Origin of the sequence: Paenisporosarcina sp. HGH0030, assembly GCF_000411295.1 — a bacterium.
Taxonomy (GTDB): Bacteria; Bacillota; Bacilli; order Bacillales_A; family Planococcaceae; genus Paenisporosarcina.
The window spans coordinates 1,967,794-1,985,557 of record NZ_KE150421.1; the positions used below are offsets into that span (position 1 = coordinate 1,967,794).

The following is a 17,764-nucleotide window of genomic DNA, read 5'->3' on the forward strand; positions in this document are numbered from 1 at the left end:
CCTCCACATTAAGCCGTTACGACGGTGGCATGTTCTATTGCTTTCCCCAAATCGGCTACCAGGTCTTTCACAGATTCCAATCCTACTGATAGACGAATCAACTCTTCCGTTACACCCGATTGCTTCAACTCTTCGCTACTTAACTGTTGATGGGTTGTTGAAGCAGGATGGATAATGAGCGATTTTGCATCCCCTACATTAGCCACATGCGACCAGATTTGGACATGGTCGATAAGTTTTCGTCCTGCTTCCCGACCCCCTTTAATGCCAAAATTCACAATCGAGCCGTATCCATTCTTTAAGTACTTGTTTGCCAATTGATGAGATGGATGAGATTCGAAACCATTGAAGCTTACCCATTCTACTGCCGGATGATTTGCTAAGTATTGTGCGACTGCAATTGCATTTTCATTATGTTTCGGTACGCGGAGATGCAATGTTTCAAGACCTTGCAAAAAAGCGAATGCATTATCCGGGCTTAGGCATGGACCGAAGTCACGCAGTAGCTGGACCCGCAGTTTAATCGCGAAAGCCACTTGTGGGACATCAATCCCGTAACGAAGGCCATGGTAGCTCGTATCCGGTTCCGTAAAGCCAGGAAACTTCTCGCTGTTCCAATCAAACTTACCTGCATCCACAACGACACCGCCGATTGACGTACCGTGTCCCCCAATCCATTTCGTAGCTGAATGAACGACTACATCCGCACCGAATTCGATAGGGTTGCTTCCGTATGGCGTTGCAAACGTATTATCGATAATCAACGGAATTCCGTTCTCGTGTGCAATGTCAGCTACAGCTTCTACGTCCAAAACATGAAGGCTTGGGTTTCCGATGATTTCCCCGAAAATGGCTTTTGTTTTATCGGTAATGGCCCCGCGGAAATTCTCAGGATCGGTGGAATCTACAAACTTCACCGTGATCCCATACCGTGGAAGTGTATTGGCAAATAGATTGTAAGTCCCACCATACAAATTGCCAGCAGCGACGATTTCATCACCTGCTCCTGCTACATTCAGAATGGAGAAGGCTATCGCAGCCATGCCACTCGATAGGGCTACCGCTGCTGTGCCACCTTCCAATAACGCGATTCGCTGTTCAAATACGTCCACAGTAGGGTTGCCGATGCGTGAATAAATGTGTCCAACTTCCTGCAAGGCGAATAAGTTTTGGGCATGTTCCGTATCTCTGAAAACAAAAGAAGTTGTTTTGTGGATTGGCACTGCACGGGAACCCGTAATTGGGTCCGGCTGCTGACCTCCGTGTAAAAGTAGAGTTTCCGGTTGAAGATTTGTCATTGTTTTCCCTCCTGGATTGTGTTTTAGATGGAAGTGTGGAGGCGAAAGAGGAGTTTTATGAACAGAAAAAAGCCCCGTCTTCGCTTAAGAAGAGGGGCTCACAAGTGCGTGATCCTCCTCTTATCTTTCAGATCTCCACTAAAGAAATCTGTAGGAATTAGCACCTTTGCAAGTTAATCACTTGCCGGTTGCCGGGCATCGCAGGGCCTAGTCCCTCCGCCACTCTAGATAAGAGTATTTGATTTAGTTTTCCATCTTGAGAATCAGTATATGTTTAATATCCATAAATAGTCAAGAATTATTTATATAATTTTTTGAAACTTCTGCCAACACTCAAACGTTTAAAGAGTTAGTGAAAAAAAGGGGTTGGGAATATGAATCTTGCATTATGGGTGCTAATCACCTTACTATCAGGTTATTTAATTGGCTGTCTCCACGGTTCAAATGTGGCGCAACGGCTTTCTGGGGTGAATGTAAAGGAACAGGGAGTAAAGAATGCGGGGGCATCCAATGCCACTATTGTATTAGGCTGGAAATACGGGGCACTCGTTGCATTTGTTGATATTGGTAAAGGAATACTTGCAATCGTCCTTTTGCGTCTTATATTCGAATCTACTGATGTTTCCTTGGAGTATCAATGGGTCCTATTATTTCTTGTGGGGGCATCTGTCGTAATAGGTCACAATTATCCATTTCAGATGCATTTTGATGGTGGTAAAGGAACGGCATCTGTTATTGGAGTGATGTTAGTACTGGATTGGAGAATCGGATTGGTTGGACTTATCTTGCTGGTTGTCGTTTCATTGGTGACAGATTACTTATTAATCGGTGTACTGTTCTTATATATTACATATATCATTTTAGCCTTTTTGATTACAGAAAGTACAATACCAATTGTCATAACCACCGCACTCTTCTTACTCGCATTATGGAAGCATCGCGAGAATATACACCGTTTGAGATCCGGGATGGAACCACGAGTTTCTTCGGTTTTCAAAAAGAAAAAAGTGACTCACTCCAATTAATTGGGGAATCCATTTTTTATTCCGAATTTACTAAAAAGTCGTTAAAATTTCATTCGGCCAGAACAATCATTATTCCGTGAACCGAATGAAAGTGCTAAACTGAGGTAAGGGGTAAAGACTACTGGCCCGCATCATGTCGGTCAATATCTGCCCAACTCCGAACCAACTTTTCTAAGGGAGATGAAACCATGCAAGAAACATTAATCGAACGCCTTGTACGTTATGCCAAAATTGATACACAATCAGATGCTGAAAGCACCACTTGTCCATCCACACCAGGTCAGTGGGACTTATTGCACGAACTAGAAAAAGAATTGGCATCAATCGGAATGGAAGACATTTCACTTGATGACAATGGTTATTTATTTGCCACTTTGCCTGCAAATTCAGAACGTGAATTGCCAACAATCGGCTTTTTAGCTCACGTCGACACAGCAACTGATTATACAGGTAAAAATGTAAACCCTCAGCGTATCGATTGCTATGAAGGTGGCGACATCCGATTAAACGAAGAAACCGTTATGTCTCCTGACGATTTCCCGGAGCTTAATAATTATATCGGGCACACTTTAATAACAACAGATGGCACGACTTTACTAGGTGCCGACAACAAAGCAGGAATTGCTGAAATTATGACAGCTATGGAGTTTCTAGTTAATAATCCAGACATTAAACACGGCAAACTTCGTGTTGCCTTTACTCCAGACGAAGAAATTGGGCGTGGGCCACATAAATTTGATGTTGAAAAATTTGATGCCAAGTATGCTTATACAATGGATGGCGGACCTCTTGGAGAACTTCAATTTGAAAGTTTCAATGCAGCTGGTGCTAAAGTTATCACACGTGGGACAAGCGTTCATCCAGGTTCAGCTAAAAACAAAATGGTCAATGCTTTGACCATCGCCATGAAGTTCCAATCTTATATGCCTGCAGATGAAGTGCCTGAGAAGACTGAAGGACATGAAGGATTCATCCACTTGATGAATTTCAACGGGCATGTAGAAGAAGCCAAATTGTCTTATATCGTACGTGACTTCGACCGTGAAAAATTCGAAGCGAAGAAAGCATTATTTGAAGAAGCTACTTCAAAGATCAAAGAAGAATACGGATCAAATGCAATTTCGTATGAACTGCATGATCAATATTACAACATGGGTGAAAAAATTGCGCCTGTAAAAGAAATTGTCGACATTGCACATGAAGCGATGACGAACCTATCAATTAATCCATTAGTCATCCCAATTCGTGGAGGTACTGACGGTTCACAATTATCATATATGGGCATGCCAACACCTAATATCTTTACAGGTGGCGAAAACTATCATGGGAAATATGAATACATTTCAGTCGATAACATGGAAAAAGCAACCAAAGTCATGATTGAAATGATTCAACTGTTTGAAAGAAAAGCTTAATATTGCCATAACACAAGCATTGACTGTCCTCCTGACAGACTGTGCTTGTTTTTTTATGGAATTTCCCATGACATTGAAATTCCCAAAAAACGTCACCTAATTTTGCGTCATCTGGCATATATTTTATGGGAATCGTAGAAAACATCATAAGCAGGTCATGATTACTTATCCTGCACCGACAACTTCACAATTTTGTAAAGACTTTTCCAGTAAATAATGAAAATCATTCTCATTAATTCTTTGTTTTATGGTATGATGTTTTAAGTGAGAACACCTATCAGTTAGATGGAGGTTACAATGATGCATACTGCTGTTAAAGCTGAATCCCTTTCAATTGGATATACTGATCATTTACTATTTGAGAATTTGAATTTACATATACCCCGTGGGGAAATATCTGTTTTTGTTGGTAGCAATGGTTGCGGAAAGTCAACGTTGCTTCGTTCTATTGCACGTTTATTGAAACCGACAACCGGTTCTGTCCTATTGGAAGGAAAAGATGTTCACCGCATGTCTTCCAAAGAAGTGGCTAAAAAAATGGGTATACTGCCTCAATCACCCGTTTCACCAGAAGGTCTGACGGTTCATGATTTGGTGAAGCAAGGCCGTTATCCCCACCAGTCATGGTTGAAGCGCTGGACTGAAGAAGATACAGAAAAAGTGGAAGCCGCAATGGAAGCAACGCGAATTAGCGATCTTCGTGACCGCGCCGTTGATACATTATCCGGTGGCCAACGACAACGTGCTTGGATTGCAATGACACTCGCTCAAGATACCGATCTCATCTTGCTTGATGAACCTACGACTTATTTGGACATGACGCACCAAATTGAAATTTTGGATTTGCTGTTTGAATTAAATGAGAAAAAAGATCGTACCATCGTGATGGTATTACATGATTTGAACTTAGCATCCCGATACGCCCACAATATCATTGCCATTAAAAATGGCGATGTCCATGCTCAAGGTAAACCGGAAGATATCATTACTTGTGATTTAGTTAGATCAGTATTTGGTATGGAATGCCAAGTTTCAAAAGATCCAATGTTCGGCACACCTCATTGCATCCCTTATGGTCGGGGACGCTGTGTAGTACCAGAATTACGAGTTTCTACAGGTGCGTAAGTATGAAGGATAGTCTTAAACAACTTTCTGTGTTTGTCGATGATGACCGTCAGACCGTTATGACACTCGGTGAGGCTCATACTGCACATGGCATAAACAGAATACTTCAAACTGTTCGAGACATAACGGATGCACCAACGGATGCCGTTGCTGCATCTGTTTTTTTTCGCCGAATCGGTTTCTTGTTAGCAGCTCAATTCAATACGATTGCGGTACACAAGCAAGTTTTTGCCGGACCTTTAAACCACATTGGTATTATTCAGGACGACTATACAATTAAGTTCACAGTACCAAGTGAAGGCTATATCAAAGTGCAAGATGAAGAACAAGCTTTACGATTCATTCTGGACACCTATGGTCATCCTCTAGTTGAATTCTTTAGTCAACATGCGAAGATCCCTAAGTTGATTTTATGGGAAAATATATGGGGGTACGTCATATGGGTTTACAGTCAACTTATTCAGGATGATATTACGGCCGCCTCAACGAATCTGGAATTTTTGTTGCTAGAAAGCACCTGGAAACCGCAAATGAGACGTTCACCTTTTAAGCAATTTTTGCAAAACCAATCAGCCCTTGATGCAATGAAAGACTATAAACGAGTTACATGTTGTTTATTAAAAGAAATGCCTAATACCAATAGATGCTCTTATTGCCCACACGCTGACTAAGCGTGTTTTTTTAATTACTTCTTCTTTCCGAATAAATTTATTGTCCGACCCCCTTAAGTTATTAATATATTTCGAAAAATGTATTAGCGTCTAAGGGATGCAAATTTATTAAGAGGTGAAGAAAATGAAAAATTGGAAAAAAGCAAGCGCTGCTATATTAGCTGCAGGACTTATTACAACTTCTGCTGGGCAAGTTTGGGCCAACGAAACTGAAAAAGTAGATTCTAGTTTAGAAGTTTCTCAAGACACTACTGTTACAGCTGAAGATTTAGAAATTGCTTCATTAGTTCCAACTGGTTATACTGCCAACAATATTTTTGCACTATCTAAAAACATTGAGAAAATTAGTAATCCAACAGCAAAAGCTGCATTGCAAAAAAACATTGATAAAGCATTAGCTAAATGGGCTGAGAAAAATGCTGAAACACCTGAAGTTCCTGAAGTAGAACTTCCTGAAACTCCAGAAGCTCCAGAAGCGGAACTTCCTGAAACTCCAGAAGCTGAAGTTCCTGCAACTGACGCTCCTGAAAGTGATGTTCCTGTAGTTGAAGCTCCTGATACTGAAGTTGATGAAGAGAAGGAATTAAATGAAAAAGCTACAGCTGCTCTAGCTAAAGCTGAAGAGAAAAAGACTGCCGCTCTAGCTAAAGCTGAAGAGAAAAAGGCTGATGCATCTGAAAAAGCTGCAAAAGCAAAAAATGGTAAAGAATAGTACAAATAACTAAATTAAGCATACAAATCGAGCCCAATTCGCATCCGAATTGGGCTCTTTTAATATGCCTTATATCAGCTTTGAATATGATTAGCACTCGCTTTTAGCCAATCTTCCCTTGAGTAAACTATCAATTCTCTATTTTAATTGGATTTGCAATGACTGTTCTATTTCTCCCTTGTTGTTTTGCTTGATATAATGCTTTATCTGTAGCGTGAAGTAACTGGGAAAAATGATTTGCGGTCTCTGAGGAATTTCCTATCCCCATTGAAACAGTGATTGGTTTTCCAGATGGGCTTATGGTGTTTTCAGTTTTTTTTCTAATTCGTTCTGCAATCATATTAGCCGTCCCAATATCGGTTTCTGGAAGAACAATCAAAAATTCCTCTCCACCCATGCGGAAACACATATCGCTTTCCCTTGTCTCATTTTTTACTAACGTGGAAAGATATTTTAATACTTCATCTCCCACTTGATGTCCGTATTGATCGTTCACGGTTTTAAAAAGGTCAATATCAAGGAGGATAATCGAATACATTTCTAACGAATTAACTTTCTCTTCTAACGAACGACGATTATAGTAACCTGTCAATGGGTCCAGGTTAGATTCACTCTCAACATTGATGATTTTTTTTTCATAAAATTCAACAGCTATTAAAATAGCACGTTCCAATTCTTTTAATTCAAAATACCAGTCTGGAATGAGAGGTTTCGGTACCGAAGAATCTACTGTAATCTGTTGGGCATAGAAGGATAAATTTCTTATCGGGTCCACAATTTTCTTCAACATGACAAGAGACATTAGAAAAACAAAAATCATAAATGGAATAGCGATTAAACACACTTGCTTAGCCATTTCTATTGTTGGTTCTAAAATTGCTTTTTTAGGTGTTTGCGATATAATTCCCCAATTGTTTGCAGAGCTTGCATATGCCGCTAACATAGGTATCCCTTTAGTATCGAGAATCTCTTGAGCTCCATTTTCTCCTTTTAACACTTTCTGAATGATTTTGTTCTCTATTGCATTTTCTCCAATTCTAATAGGATCGGGGTGATAGATAATATCGCCATGAGAATCAACTACATATACATACGAATCATTTTGATGTTTTGGATGTTGACCAAGTACTTTTTTCAGGCTATTGTCCTCATGTAAATATATGGTTCCAGCAAGAAACCCTAAGTATGAACCATTATCGTCAAAGACGGGCACTGAAATAAGCAATATCATTCTTCCTGTCACACTTATGTAAGGCTGTGATATTAAGGGTACTTTTTGTATTAAAGCTTCTTTTGCACCCGGCGTGTTCAATTGTATACCCTTCAAGTTTACTTCTGGTGCTGAGGCAACGACCTTTCCTTTTGAATCAACAAATAACGTAGAATTAAAAAAAGTAGTAGAATCTAAAAAATGCGTTAATTCTTTATTTATTGCGGTAGAATCTGTATGTAAATATTCACTATCTTGAGATTCCAATGTTAGACTTTTTAACATAGTACTAAAAAGTGAATTCGTTGTATCAGCTAACTTTTCTGCATAAAATTGATTTTCTATTAAGTAATTCTTCTCAAGGTTATTTTTACTTACTACTACTCCTGAAATAATACTTCCTGCTAAAGTACCAATCATGGCAAAGCCCAACAGTGTTAAAATTAGAAATTTAACACTCAGCATTTTTGGTTTCATATTTTTTTCTCCAATTGATTTAGTCCATTAATTCATTCATATATTACACTATTTAGGAATTGATTGGTTATAAACCATAAAAATGTATATTATCAGAAAACTTCGACAGGTAATTCGGAACTCTTTCGTTCCTTTTATATCCATTAAGGGTCAATGTGAATAGTCTATTAATTATCACCTCATTATTGGACATTCTGAAAGATAATAAATGAGTTACGTAATGTTTTATGATTACTGCAAAACAAAACAGCACAGTTAATTAACTGTGCTGTTTTATAAAGTTTCTTATGTCACAATTCGTATTAGCTAGTTATGCTTTCAATAACGATTGGGTGATAGTAGGTAACATTATTTCTATCGTTGTTCCCTCATTTAATTTACTTTCAATTGTTAATTTACCGTTATGACTTTCGATTATCTTATAACAGGTCATTAGTCCAAGACCAGTACCCTTTTCCTTTGTTGTATAAAATGGCTCTCCCAGTGTTGGCAATCGTTCTGTTGGAATTCCGATACCTTCATCAATAATTTGAATAGAAATTTTATCTTCTTCTTTTTTCTTAACCTTAACCTCAATACTTCCCCCCTGAGGCATGGCTTCGATTGAATTTTTAAGAAGGTTTAGAAAAACCTGCTTTAACTGATTTTTATCGCAACTCACCATTGGCAAATCACTTTCAAACTCAACAAAAATTTGAACATTGTTCAATATTGACTGGGTATTAATTAAGGTTACTATTTCTTTTATCAATATCGTAATGTCTTGTTCTAGAAAAGTTGCTACGCTTGGTTTGGCGAGAACCATGAATTCACCTACGATTGAATTTATCCGTTCAAGCTCTGATTCTACAATATCAAAATATTCATCTTTGAGCTCATTGGACTTCAATAGATATATAAATCCTTTGATGGATGTTAGGGGATTACGGACTTCATGGGCTATACCTGCTGCCATTTGACCCAACATAGCCAGTTTTTCTGACTTTTGGAGTTGCTGTTCGTTCTGTGCTTTTCTTATAGTGATATCCTTTCCAATTGAAAGGATTGCCTCTTTTTCACCAAAAACGATATACAATGAAGAAACTTCAAAAAAGAACATCGATCCATCAAAACGTTTCATTCTGTGTTCTATACTGTTTAACGGAAGTTTCTGTTTCATTGCCTGTTTTACTCGTTCGTGAATACGCTCTGTGTACTCGGGCTCAAAAAAGTCATGTATGGATTTTCCGATTATGTCTCCCATATTGGAAGCTCCAAACATGCAAACAGTGGCTTTATTTACATAAACAATCCTATTATCCTGATGGATAATAACTGATTCAGGCAATGAATCAATCAACCTTTTATAGCTTTCCCCACTAGACCGTGCCTGTTTTTCATAGTAACGAGCTTTATCATATTGCCTTCCAACAAGCCAAGCAATAAAAGTAAATATAAAAAAGTCTATCGTAAAAAAACCCTCATAATTCACAATCTTTTGAAAGGTAGTAAATGTTATTGAAATTAACACCAAAATAATTTGACCCGAATTATTCATTTTATCCCTCTTAAATAAGTATATTTGCAAACAATTATTGTAAATTATTTATTCAACGATTTGACGATATATTTCTTTATCTATATCTTTTTCCACGATATTCCACTCTTACTAAAAGCTACTACTATTTAATTCGACATTTTAACATTAAAACTCCTCTTTTCCTTTGAAAATTGCATATACAATATGTGAAATGCAGGTATTTATTTCATTATTTATTCTGTGCTATGTAGATAAGCAACTTCAAAAAATATCCTTTTTCAACTAACACGTATTTTCATATTTAATATAACTACCCCAGTAATATTAAAGAAAGACTACTATTGTCACTGGTCAGTTAGTTGAAGAACAAAAGCCTCCACTTAATAATATTATCGCTTGGATTCTACGCTAAAAAAAAATCCATGCACAAGTGCATGGATTCATAGTCTTGACTAACACAACTTAACGATGAGGGGGGTTAAGAATGTGTTTTTATGATCAGCATCGATTTGGAGAAAAGTCGCTGACATGGCTTCTTCCCTAATTTTCAGAAAGATTGTCTTTGGTATACGATAATGATAATCATTATCACTCAATATGTCAACACTTTACCGGTTAATTTTTTGTATACTACATTTATGACTACTTTAACGAACGATCAAATCCGACAATTAAATATGTATAGCACTTACATCATTCCTCCTGCTCACCCACTGTTTACACGTAAACAAATGGAAGACATTGATTTCCTGGCAGTAGTACAAACAATCACGGGTATTAGCAACAAAACGGTTGCTGCTTCTTACCTTATGCGTCGCTATGGGATGTTTATATCGACACAATTTGTCATGCTGGCTACTTACGATGAATTATGGTTGGGACAACATGAAGATTTGATGTTTGCTGCTAATGTTGAATATGGAAATAAGGGTATCAGTATGTATATCGATAAGAAAGACTTTATGGATGTAGAGAACCTTCCTCGTGAAGCTCTCATACAGAAAATATTGAAGGAACAAACTTATTCATTGATCCTAGAAATTCGAAAGCACTCTTCTGTCTCTCCTTTGACATTGTGGGAAAACGTTTTTGGATTTTTACTATGGCACTACTCTGTTCTTCTTGGAAATGCTGCGACTGAAAAGCAAGCTCGCATTGATTTGGAGATCTTAAAATCATCAAACGTTTGGGAAGGAATCGCAAATCATTCATTATTTAAAGCCTACTTAAAAGACCTTGAGCCAGCACAGCTTTTGAATTCTCCTGTACGAACTACATGTTGTTTCTCCAAAGATGTTCCGGGATTGCAAAAATGCGGTTTCTGTCCTCTTCAATAGTTAAAAATACCCATTTGAACATTGGGATGTTTTAGCAATGACTAAATAGGATAAACCTAACATTAAGAAGATGAAAAGGAGCGTGTCAATGACATGGAAAACATTCAAGGTAAAGTTCAAGAGGAATTAAATAATGTAAGTTCAGAAAAAAAAGAAGAAATCTTAGCGAATTTTTCAACCTTTAAATCTTATTTAGGCGATAAAGTAGCAATGGGTGAAAAATTAGGTCTTGGCGAAGAGCAATTAGCAAAGACTGCTGAAAAAGTAGCAGGCTATTTAGCAAATAATGAAGAGCCTCGTAACAGCGAAGAAAATTTGTTACAAGAATTATGGAAGTCTGGCGATAAAGATCAGCAACATGCTTTGGCTCACATGTTAGTTAATATGGTGAGAAAATAAGCATTTGAAAGGTGTGGATTCGTATGACGAACAAACCTTTTGACGATAAAGAACGTAAAAATCAAAAAGTTCGTAAATTAGACAATCCAGATGTAGTAGAAACTGACAAGGAAAGCCTCTTCGATATGCATGAAGACATGCAAACCGTGGATGCTGTACCTGTTGAAGAATTAAATGAAAAAGTAAAAGATGAAGAAAATAAACGACATTCAAAAGATACTTCTTCAAGTGAAGAACGTTATCCAGAATAAGCGAAAGCCGGACTCTCCTTTTGGAGAATCCGGCTTTTCACATTTCTATCATCATTCTTCTTCGACTGTTGATGTTGCAGCTTCTTTGATTTCCGCGCGTCTTGCATAAGCATTTTTCAAAATCGTCTTAATCACTGCATAAGTTGGAATCGCAAGAATAATCCCCCATAACCCGGCAATATTTCCTGCAGCCAAAATGACTGTAATAACGGTCAAAGGGTGAATATCTAGAGCTCTTCCCATGACATTCGGTGAAATTAAATTACTTTCAATCTGTTGTGCAATCAGCATAATAATCGCTACATAAATAGCCATTTGTGGTTCTTGAATGAAACCTATAATAAGAGCAGGAATGACAGAAATATAAGGACCTAGGAAAGGAATGACATTCATAAACATCCCGAAAATAGCGAGAATGAGTGCATAATCTAGTCCAATGATTAAGTATCCAATCAACAACATCATACCAACTGCAAAACTTACAAATAGTTGTCCCTGAATATAGGATTTCAGTGTGATATCAATATCGACCAATGTTTTACGAATCCATGTTTTCCGTTCCCCACTAAAGAAATTGGCAACAAATGGTGCGAACTTCTCGTGATCTTTCAATAAATAAACAAGGAAAAACGGTATCAATACCAATAAAAATAACCCTTGGAACATGCTTTGAATAAATGTGATTAGCCCAACACCGAATCTTTGTGCAAAGTCATTCAATTTTGAAGACTGATTATCAATTGATTCTTTTATCGAATCAGGTAAACGATTTTTTTGATCAAGTGCATAATCAACCATGGTTTGAACATCTTTAGTAATTTTTGGTGCATCTTCAACTAATGAATTCACTTGCTTTGTAACTGCCGGACCAATCATGAATGAGAACAACCAAAGGAAAAATCCAATCGCGATAAAGATAGCTAGAATGCTTGTCCATCTCGGCCAGCCTTTTGACTCTAAAAAATTTAGCAGAGGTCTCGTTAAATAGAATAAAACCCCTCCAAGCAATAAAGGTAAAAATATGGTTTGCCCTATAATGACAAGCGGCGAAAATATCCCTTTAACTTCAATAAACATTCGTATAATAAGTAAAGCCAGCAAAATCCCGACCCCAACTTGAAACCAAAGCTTTTTCGTCAATACATTCACGTCCTATAATGTTTGTTTTTCTTATTATAAGTTATTTTTGGTAATAACGGGTATACATACTTGAAAATGGTTAAGTGAGGACGTTTCTAATGGAATATTACGAGGAACTTCGACATCATATGGGTCCCCTTCTCCTACCGGGATCCGATAATGGCGATGAGTTTTATTTTGTTACTGTCGTTTATCAATCAAAGAACTTCACCGGAGAACTTTCAAATATGTGAAGATGAAACACTTAGTTTAGGCTTTTATTCATTAAACATGTTTAGAGTTGTGAGGTTTGGGTAAACATAATACCGAGGATTTTCTCGCCTACTTTGTTCCTCTTATTTTCGCGCAACAAAACAAAAACTCCAGGCAAAAGATAATTTTGGGAGGAGAAAGTTTAGATGAATTGGTATGAAAAGTTAAATCAATATTTTCCAGTCGAAGAAATGAAATCAAAAGAACATATGGAGACATTACTGACTGAAAAAGGTAATGTTTATATAAAAGATGAAGGTCCAAAACACGTGCTCATGTACGTTGAGTTTGAAAACTTTGTATTTGTGGATTATCTTTTTGTGTCGAAAGAAGCCCGCGGTGAAGGATTAGGTCGCAAACTTCTGAACAAATTAAAAGAAAAGAACAAAGCAATTCTCCTTGAAGTCGAACCTGTAAATTATGAAGATACGGATACCGAAAAACGCCTTAAATTTTACGCCCGGGAAGACTTCAAACATGCATCCCGCATTGGTTATACTCGTCGATCTTTAGCCACCGGCGAAAATACCGTTCTTGAAATACTCTATTGGTCACCTACCGATCAGGATGAAGAAGAAATTTATAACGCAATGAAGTGGACTTATGAAAATATCCATACCTTTAAAGATGAGCAGTTTTATGGTGATTCATACGACCCTTCCAGCGAGGTACTCGTCTTTAAGACAGACAAAAAACCAAATATGCTTGAATCTTATTAATACAGTACAGACGAAAGAGCCGTTCATTCCGGTCCTTTCGTCTTTTTTGCGGAAACGGCTGACTTAGTCGTTTTCATTTTTGTATAGATAGTAATCTTGGGCATGCACTACTTTAAAACCCACGGATTCATATAAATTCAAGGCATGAGCATTTTTTGTTTCCACTTCCAGATACACGGAATGGCCTTGCATACTTTGTTTTTTGACGACTTTTTGGAGCACTTTTCGACCTGTACCTTTCCCCTGGAAATCAGGAAGAATGGAAAAACCATATATCCATGCTTGCCCGTCTTCACGCTTAATACGAATCTTTCCGATTGTTTGAGTGTCCACTTCGATCATTAACATATCGGTATCTTCATCGCTTTCTATTCTGCTTTCCATCGCTTTAGCATCTTCCTCTAGTACACCGAACGCCTCGACGTCCAAACGAATTCTCATGTCCAGATCTTCATGCTTTGCCTCTCGTAAAGTCACACCCTCTACTTCATTAAGAGGTCTTTCCTGCCACTCCATTTGGTGTTCGGAAAATGCAGGAACGGCGTCATGTTTATTCAAAAAGGCCTTCGCTTCCTGAGATCCAGCTGGTGCGTTGAGCAAAATTTTCTTGAATTTCTGTTGTTTTGCTTTTTCCATTGCCATCAGAAACAAACGATTAAAATGACCTTTCCGGCGTTCGCTTGGCTTTACCATACCGCATACTTCCGCAGTTGAACCAAAAGCGTAAATCCCTAAAAATGCAACTAGTTCATTTTCTTCATAATAAAGAAAGTCACGTTCCTCCAAATCACGGGTCCTTAGCATTTCCCAGTTCAATTTCAGTTGTATCCCATCATGAGCTTCACATTCTTTTTGAAGAGTCTCAATGTCTTGCAATTGTTTTGTCGTTAACATATTTTTCTCCTTCTATTCTGATTATTTCCACATAAAAATAGCTTCCCACATTTTAGAGCGGGAAGCTACTGATTATTTAGGTTTTGTATAGCTTGCAATCGCTGTGGCAATTTGGTCTTCAATTGGCGTCACAGCTGCCAAATCATTATTAATAAGAACGGAGAATGTCAGCAACTCACCATCTTTTGTGGTGGCATATCCAGATAAGGCAGATACGGCGGTCAATGTACCTGTTTTTGCTTTCACATTTCCGACAGTAGGTTCAGTTTTCATTCGATTGCGTAAAGTTCCTCCGGTAAAACGGTCACTTATCCCTGCAACTGGCAATGAAGATAAGAATGTGTTGTACCATGGCTCATTTTGTACAGCCACAAGAAGATTTGTTACTTCATTGGAAGGAATCAAATTAACGTGAGACATGCCCGAAGCATCGCGGATCATGATTGTTTCCATATTCAAACCCATTTCCTCTGAATTCTCTTCTATCACCTGAAGTCCCTTCTCCCAGCTTCCTTCCCCGTAAACCACTTTGCCCATTTCCTTTGCCAATACTTCAGCGTGTCCGTTATTGCTAAGTTTCATGAAAGGAATGAATAGTTCTTTCAGTGCCATTGAGTTTTTAAAAGTCAGCAGTTGAGCATCACTAGGCGTTTTGCCTAACGTGATTTTGTGCTTTCCGACAAATTTAATACCTTGTTCCTCCAAAGATGTCTTGAACAAGTCCAACGCATAATAGGAAGGCTCCCAAATCGCAATCCATTCACGGGTGACAGTGCCGCCCGCTGGGACTGTTCCCTCAATAATGATATTGTTCGATCCATGTTGCCGTTCAATTGTTATGTCTTTCACTTCTCCGGCAGGAACCGTTTTAGAACGATTGATGATGTTTACCAGATCAGTTTCAGGCAATACTTTAATCTTTGCTGGTTCACCGACAATTGAATTTGGATGTGCTTCCACAATTACTGTACCTGCATCATAATCTGCATTCGGAGATGCCGTTAGTGCTGATACTTGTGCAGCGTAATAATAGGATTCATCCGTCCAAGTAATATCCTGCGACAAACGGACATCGTCATACCAGGTATCGTCACCAATCAAGTTTCCATTTATCTTCTTAATACCACGAGCTGCAAGATCCTTGGCAAATATGTCGAAGTCCTGCTTTAACAACGTAGGATCTCCTTTACCTTTCAAGTACAAATCTCCCGACAACATTCCCGCTTTTACAGTGCCATCACTCAACACTTCCGTAGAGAACCTATAATTTTCTCCGAGTGTTTCGAGAGCAGCTGCTCCTGTGAGAAGTTTCATATTCGATGCCGGATGCAACCTCGTTTCACCAAAATGGGCATAAATAAGTTCTCCTGAGTTGGCTTTCCTAATACTCACACCTGTCGTGGCACCGTCGAGACGTTCGTCCTGAAGAATTTTATTAATGCTGATTCCTAATTGGGCATATTCATCTGTTGCAATAGCCGTTTGTTGTTTGGTTCCATCCGTAAATGGATAAAAAGCGAGCATCACTATAAAAAGAGTTAGAATATACTTTTTCACTTTCAACTTCGTTCCTCCTAAAAATAGTATTGGAGAGAGCATATCATAAAATAATTTGAATATTATGTAATTTTTAGGGTGAGTGTAAAAAACGTTCTTTTCTCACATGAGCTCTGTCGAATGTCTATTTCTATATATGTGGACTGAATGAAAGTTATGTAAACAAACTGGAGATTTTCACTTCTTTCGTCATACTAAAAAAACTCACTTCAGAAAAGTGAGTTTTGGACGTGTGGTTAAGTACACTCCACACAGTATGACAACCAATCCAACTATCATATGAACAGAAATCGGATCCTGTAATAAAAAATAGCCCCAAAAAATAGCGGAAATCGGAATTAAATACGTAACCGACGTTGCAAATTCCGCGCTCCGTTCTTTCATGATGTAAAAGAACAATAAATGGGCAATGCCTGAACCGAAAAATCCAAGCCCAATGACGGCAAATACGATTTCACCGTTTAGATGTAGTGAGAGTGTTTGTAATTGATTGGCGTTAGTAAACAACATCATCAATCCGCCTACAACCGCTCCCACTATCAACGTGCAGGTCGTGATGAAAATGATACCGGCGTCTTTTAAATGCTTACGAACATAATGAGAAGAAAATCCATAGCACATGGTTGCCAGAATCATCGTACCTATCCCGACAAAACTTTCTCCAAACAATAGTGAAACGTCAAAGTCCATAATAATTAAAATCCCTACAAATCCAAGTGCAATGCCAATCCATTGCTGTTTAAGTAAAATAGAACCGAAAAACAATAAGCCGATTAATCCAGTAAATATGGGTGTGAATGCATTGAGTACCGCAGCCAAGCTACTGTTGATTTGAGTTTGACTGAGTGCAATTAATCCCCAAGGCAAACCTGCGTTTACTACTCCGACCACTACTAATGCTTTCCAAGGAACAGGCTTAATAATTTCTTTTCGTTTCAACCAAAGTAATGGAAGCAATAGCAATGCACCAGCTGTACAACGAAGAAAAACCGTACCCCATACGCCTGCAGGCTCGCTAAGAATTGAAATGAATACGAATGATAAACCCCAAATCAGACTTAGGGCAATTAATGCTATGTATACGCGCATAAGAAGTACTTCCTTTACTAAACTTTCGTTCGATAATGTGTTGGTGACTGATTGGTGTATTTATGGAAAGCTGTTGAGAAATGGGCGGCATTCAGATAACCGACAGATTGAGCAATATCGCTTACTTGCAAATCAGTCGTTAGGAGTTGCTGTTTTGCTAGATCCATTCTTGCTTTCATTAAATAACGTGTTGGTGATACGTTCATTTCTTTCGAAAATACTTTCTGTAAATAGGTTGGAGAAACAAACAGTTGCTCAGCCAATTTTTTCAATGTAAGAGGTTCTGCTAATTGTGTTTCAATTATTTCGATGGTTTGATTGACAATTTGTGAACGCGGCTGAACAAATGCCACATCATCTGGACAACATCGTTTACATGGACGATACCCAGCCTCCAAGGCTGCACACTGTGATAAAAAAATGGAGACGTGCTGACGAAGTGGCAACTTGGAAGGGCATGATGGCCGACAAAAAATAAGTGTTGTCGAAACCCCATAAAAGAACTGACCATCAAAGCGATTATCATTGTTTCTGATGGCTATCCATTCAAATTCTTTCATGGCCAATGCCCCCTTTTATGTGGCTTTCATACTTGTCGGCTCATGCTGAACATGCACCAAACTGTACGATAAACAACAGAATCGTTTATCAAAACTTTTTTCTTTATAGTAACA

17 protein-coding genes and 1 riboswitch are annotated in these 17,764 nt (G+C 38.2%); of the genes, 9 read left to right on the top strand and 8 right to left on the bottom strand.

What is annotated here, in order from left to right:
• Positions 1-8: 8 nt before the first annotated feature.
• A complete protein-coding gene (locus HMPREF1210_RS09435; protein WP_016428435.1) occupies positions 9-1,298 on the bottom strand; it encodes an O-acetylhomoserine aminocarboxypropyltransferase/cysteine synthase family protein in 1,290 nt (429 codons plus the stop codon).
• Between the two features lie 117 nt (positions 1,299-1,415).
• Positions 1,416-1,533, bottom strand: a riboswitch (SAM riboswitch).
• A gap of 139 nt (positions 1,534-1,672) precedes the next feature.
• Between HMPREF1210_RS09435 and HMPREF1210_RS09440 the strand changes: the two genes are divergently transcribed.
• The 5 genes from HMPREF1210_RS09440 to HMPREF1210_RS09460 all read left to right on the top strand — a co-directional run bounded on the left by HMPREF1210_RS09440 (position 1,673) and on the right by HMPREF1210_RS09460 (position 6,246).
• Complete coding sequence (locus HMPREF1210_RS09440) at positions 1,673-2,323, top strand: glycerol-3-phosphate acyltransferase (protein ID WP_016428436.1); 651 nt, start codon at positions 1,673-1,675, stop codon at positions 2,321-2,323.
• Positions 2,324-2,511: 188 nt separating this feature from the next.
• On the top strand, positions 2,512-3,738 hold the full coding sequence (gene pepT, locus HMPREF1210_RS09445; RefSeq protein WP_016428437.1) for a peptidase T: 1,227 nt from the start codon (positions 2,512-2,514) through the stop codon (positions 3,736-3,738).
• A gap of 300 nt (positions 3,739-4,038) precedes the next feature.
• Entirely contained in the window at positions 4,039-4,863 is an 825-nt protein-coding gene (locus tag HMPREF1210_RS09450) for an ABC transporter ATP-binding protein (RefSeq protein WP_016428438.1), read from the top strand.
• Between the two features lie 2 nt (positions 4,864-4,865).
• Complete coding sequence (locus HMPREF1210_RS09455) at positions 4,866-5,534, top strand: IucA/IucC family C-terminal-domain containing protein (protein ID WP_016428439.1); 669 nt, start codon at positions 4,866-4,868, stop codon at positions 5,532-5,534.
• A 124-nt stretch (positions 5,535-5,658) separates the two neighbouring features.
• Positions 5,659-6,246, top strand: a complete 588-nt coding sequence (locus HMPREF1210_RS09460; RefSeq protein ID WP_016428440.1) for a hypothetical protein — start codon at positions 5,659-5,661, stop codon at positions 6,244-6,246.
• Positions 6,247-6,376: 130 nt separating this feature from the next.
• On the opposite strand, the gene HMPREF1210_RS09465 is transcribed toward HMPREF1210_RS09460, so the two are convergent.
• Positions 6,377-7,933, bottom strand: coding sequence for a sensor domain-containing diguanylate cyclase (locus HMPREF1210_RS09465; RefSeq protein ID WP_016428441.1), 1,557 nt, complete (start codon positions 7,931-7,933; stop codon positions 6,377-6,379).
• A gap of 310 nt (positions 7,934-8,243) precedes the next feature.
• On the bottom strand, positions 8,244-9,470 hold the full coding sequence (locus tag HMPREF1210_RS09470; RefSeq protein ID WP_016428442.1) for an ATP-binding protein: 1,227 nt from the start codon (positions 9,468-9,470) through the stop codon (positions 8,244-8,246).
• Positions 9,471-10,027: 557 nt separating this feature from the next.
• Here HMPREF1210_RS09470 and HMPREF1210_RS09475 point away from each other — a divergent pair.
• From HMPREF1210_RS09475 to HMPREF1210_RS09485, 3 genes are all read left to right on the top strand, one after another.
• Positions 10,028-10,789, top strand: a complete 762-nt coding sequence (locus tag HMPREF1210_RS09475; RefSeq protein ID WP_016428443.1) for a hypothetical protein — start codon at positions 10,028-10,030, stop codon at positions 10,787-10,789.
• Between the two features lie 93 nt (positions 10,790-10,882).
• Positions 10,883-11,188 carry a DUF3243 domain-containing protein gene (locus HMPREF1210_RS09480; protein WP_016428444.1) on the top strand — a complete coding sequence of 102 codons (306 nt, stop codon included), beginning with the start codon at positions 10,883-10,885 and terminating at the stop codon, positions 11,186-11,188.
• A 23-nt stretch (positions 11,189-11,211) separates the two neighbouring features.
• Positions 11,212-11,439, top strand: coding sequence for a hypothetical protein (locus HMPREF1210_RS09485; protein WP_016428445.1), 228 nt, complete (start codon positions 11,212-11,214; stop codon positions 11,437-11,439).
• A gap of 51 nt (positions 11,440-11,490) precedes the next feature.
• On the opposite strand, the gene HMPREF1210_RS09490 is transcribed toward HMPREF1210_RS09485, so the two are convergent.
• Entirely contained in the window at positions 11,491-12,579 is a 1,089-nt protein-coding gene (locus HMPREF1210_RS09490; protein ID WP_016428446.1) for an AI-2E family transporter, read from the bottom strand.
• 398 nt (positions 12,580-12,977) lie between these two features.
• Between HMPREF1210_RS09490 and HMPREF1210_RS09495 the strand changes: the two genes are divergently transcribed.
• The gene (locus tag HMPREF1210_RS09495; protein WP_016428448.1) at positions 12,978-13,550 is read left to right on the top strand and encodes an N-acetyltransferase; all 573 of its coding nucleotides are present in this window, start codon (positions 12,978-12,980) and stop codon (positions 13,548-13,550) included.
• A gap of 63 nt (positions 13,551-13,613) precedes the next feature.
• Here the strand turns inward: HMPREF1210_RS09495 and HMPREF1210_RS09500 are convergent, their stop codons facing one another.
• The 4 genes from HMPREF1210_RS09500 to HMPREF1210_RS09515 all read right to left on the bottom strand — a co-directional run bounded on the left by HMPREF1210_RS09500 (position 13,614) and on the right by HMPREF1210_RS09515 (position 17,650).
• Positions 13,614-14,444 (bottom strand): GNAT family N-acetyltransferase, encoded by an 831-nt coding sequence (locus HMPREF1210_RS09500; RefSeq protein WP_016428449.1) that lies wholly within the window; start codon positions 14,442-14,444, stop codon positions 13,614-13,616.
• A gap of 72 nt (positions 14,445-14,516) precedes the next feature.
• Positions 14,517-16,007, bottom strand: a complete 1,491-nt coding sequence (gene dacB / locus HMPREF1210_RS09505) for a D-alanyl-D-alanine carboxypeptidase/D-alanyl-D-alanine-endopeptidase (protein WP_016428450.1) — start codon at positions 16,005-16,007, stop codon at positions 14,517-14,519.
• Between the two features lie 198 nt (positions 16,008-16,205).
• Positions 16,206-17,090 (bottom strand): DMT family transporter, encoded by an 885-nt coding sequence (locus HMPREF1210_RS09510; RefSeq protein WP_016428451.1) that lies wholly within the window; start codon positions 17,088-17,090, stop codon positions 16,206-16,208.
• 17 nt (positions 17,091-17,107) lie between these two features.
• Positions 17,108-17,650, bottom strand: coding sequence for a bifunctional transcriptional activator/DNA repair enzyme AdaA (locus HMPREF1210_RS09515; protein WP_016428452.1), 543 nt, complete (start codon positions 17,648-17,650; stop codon positions 17,108-17,110).
• Between the last annotated feature and the right edge of the window lie 114 nt (positions 17,651-17,764).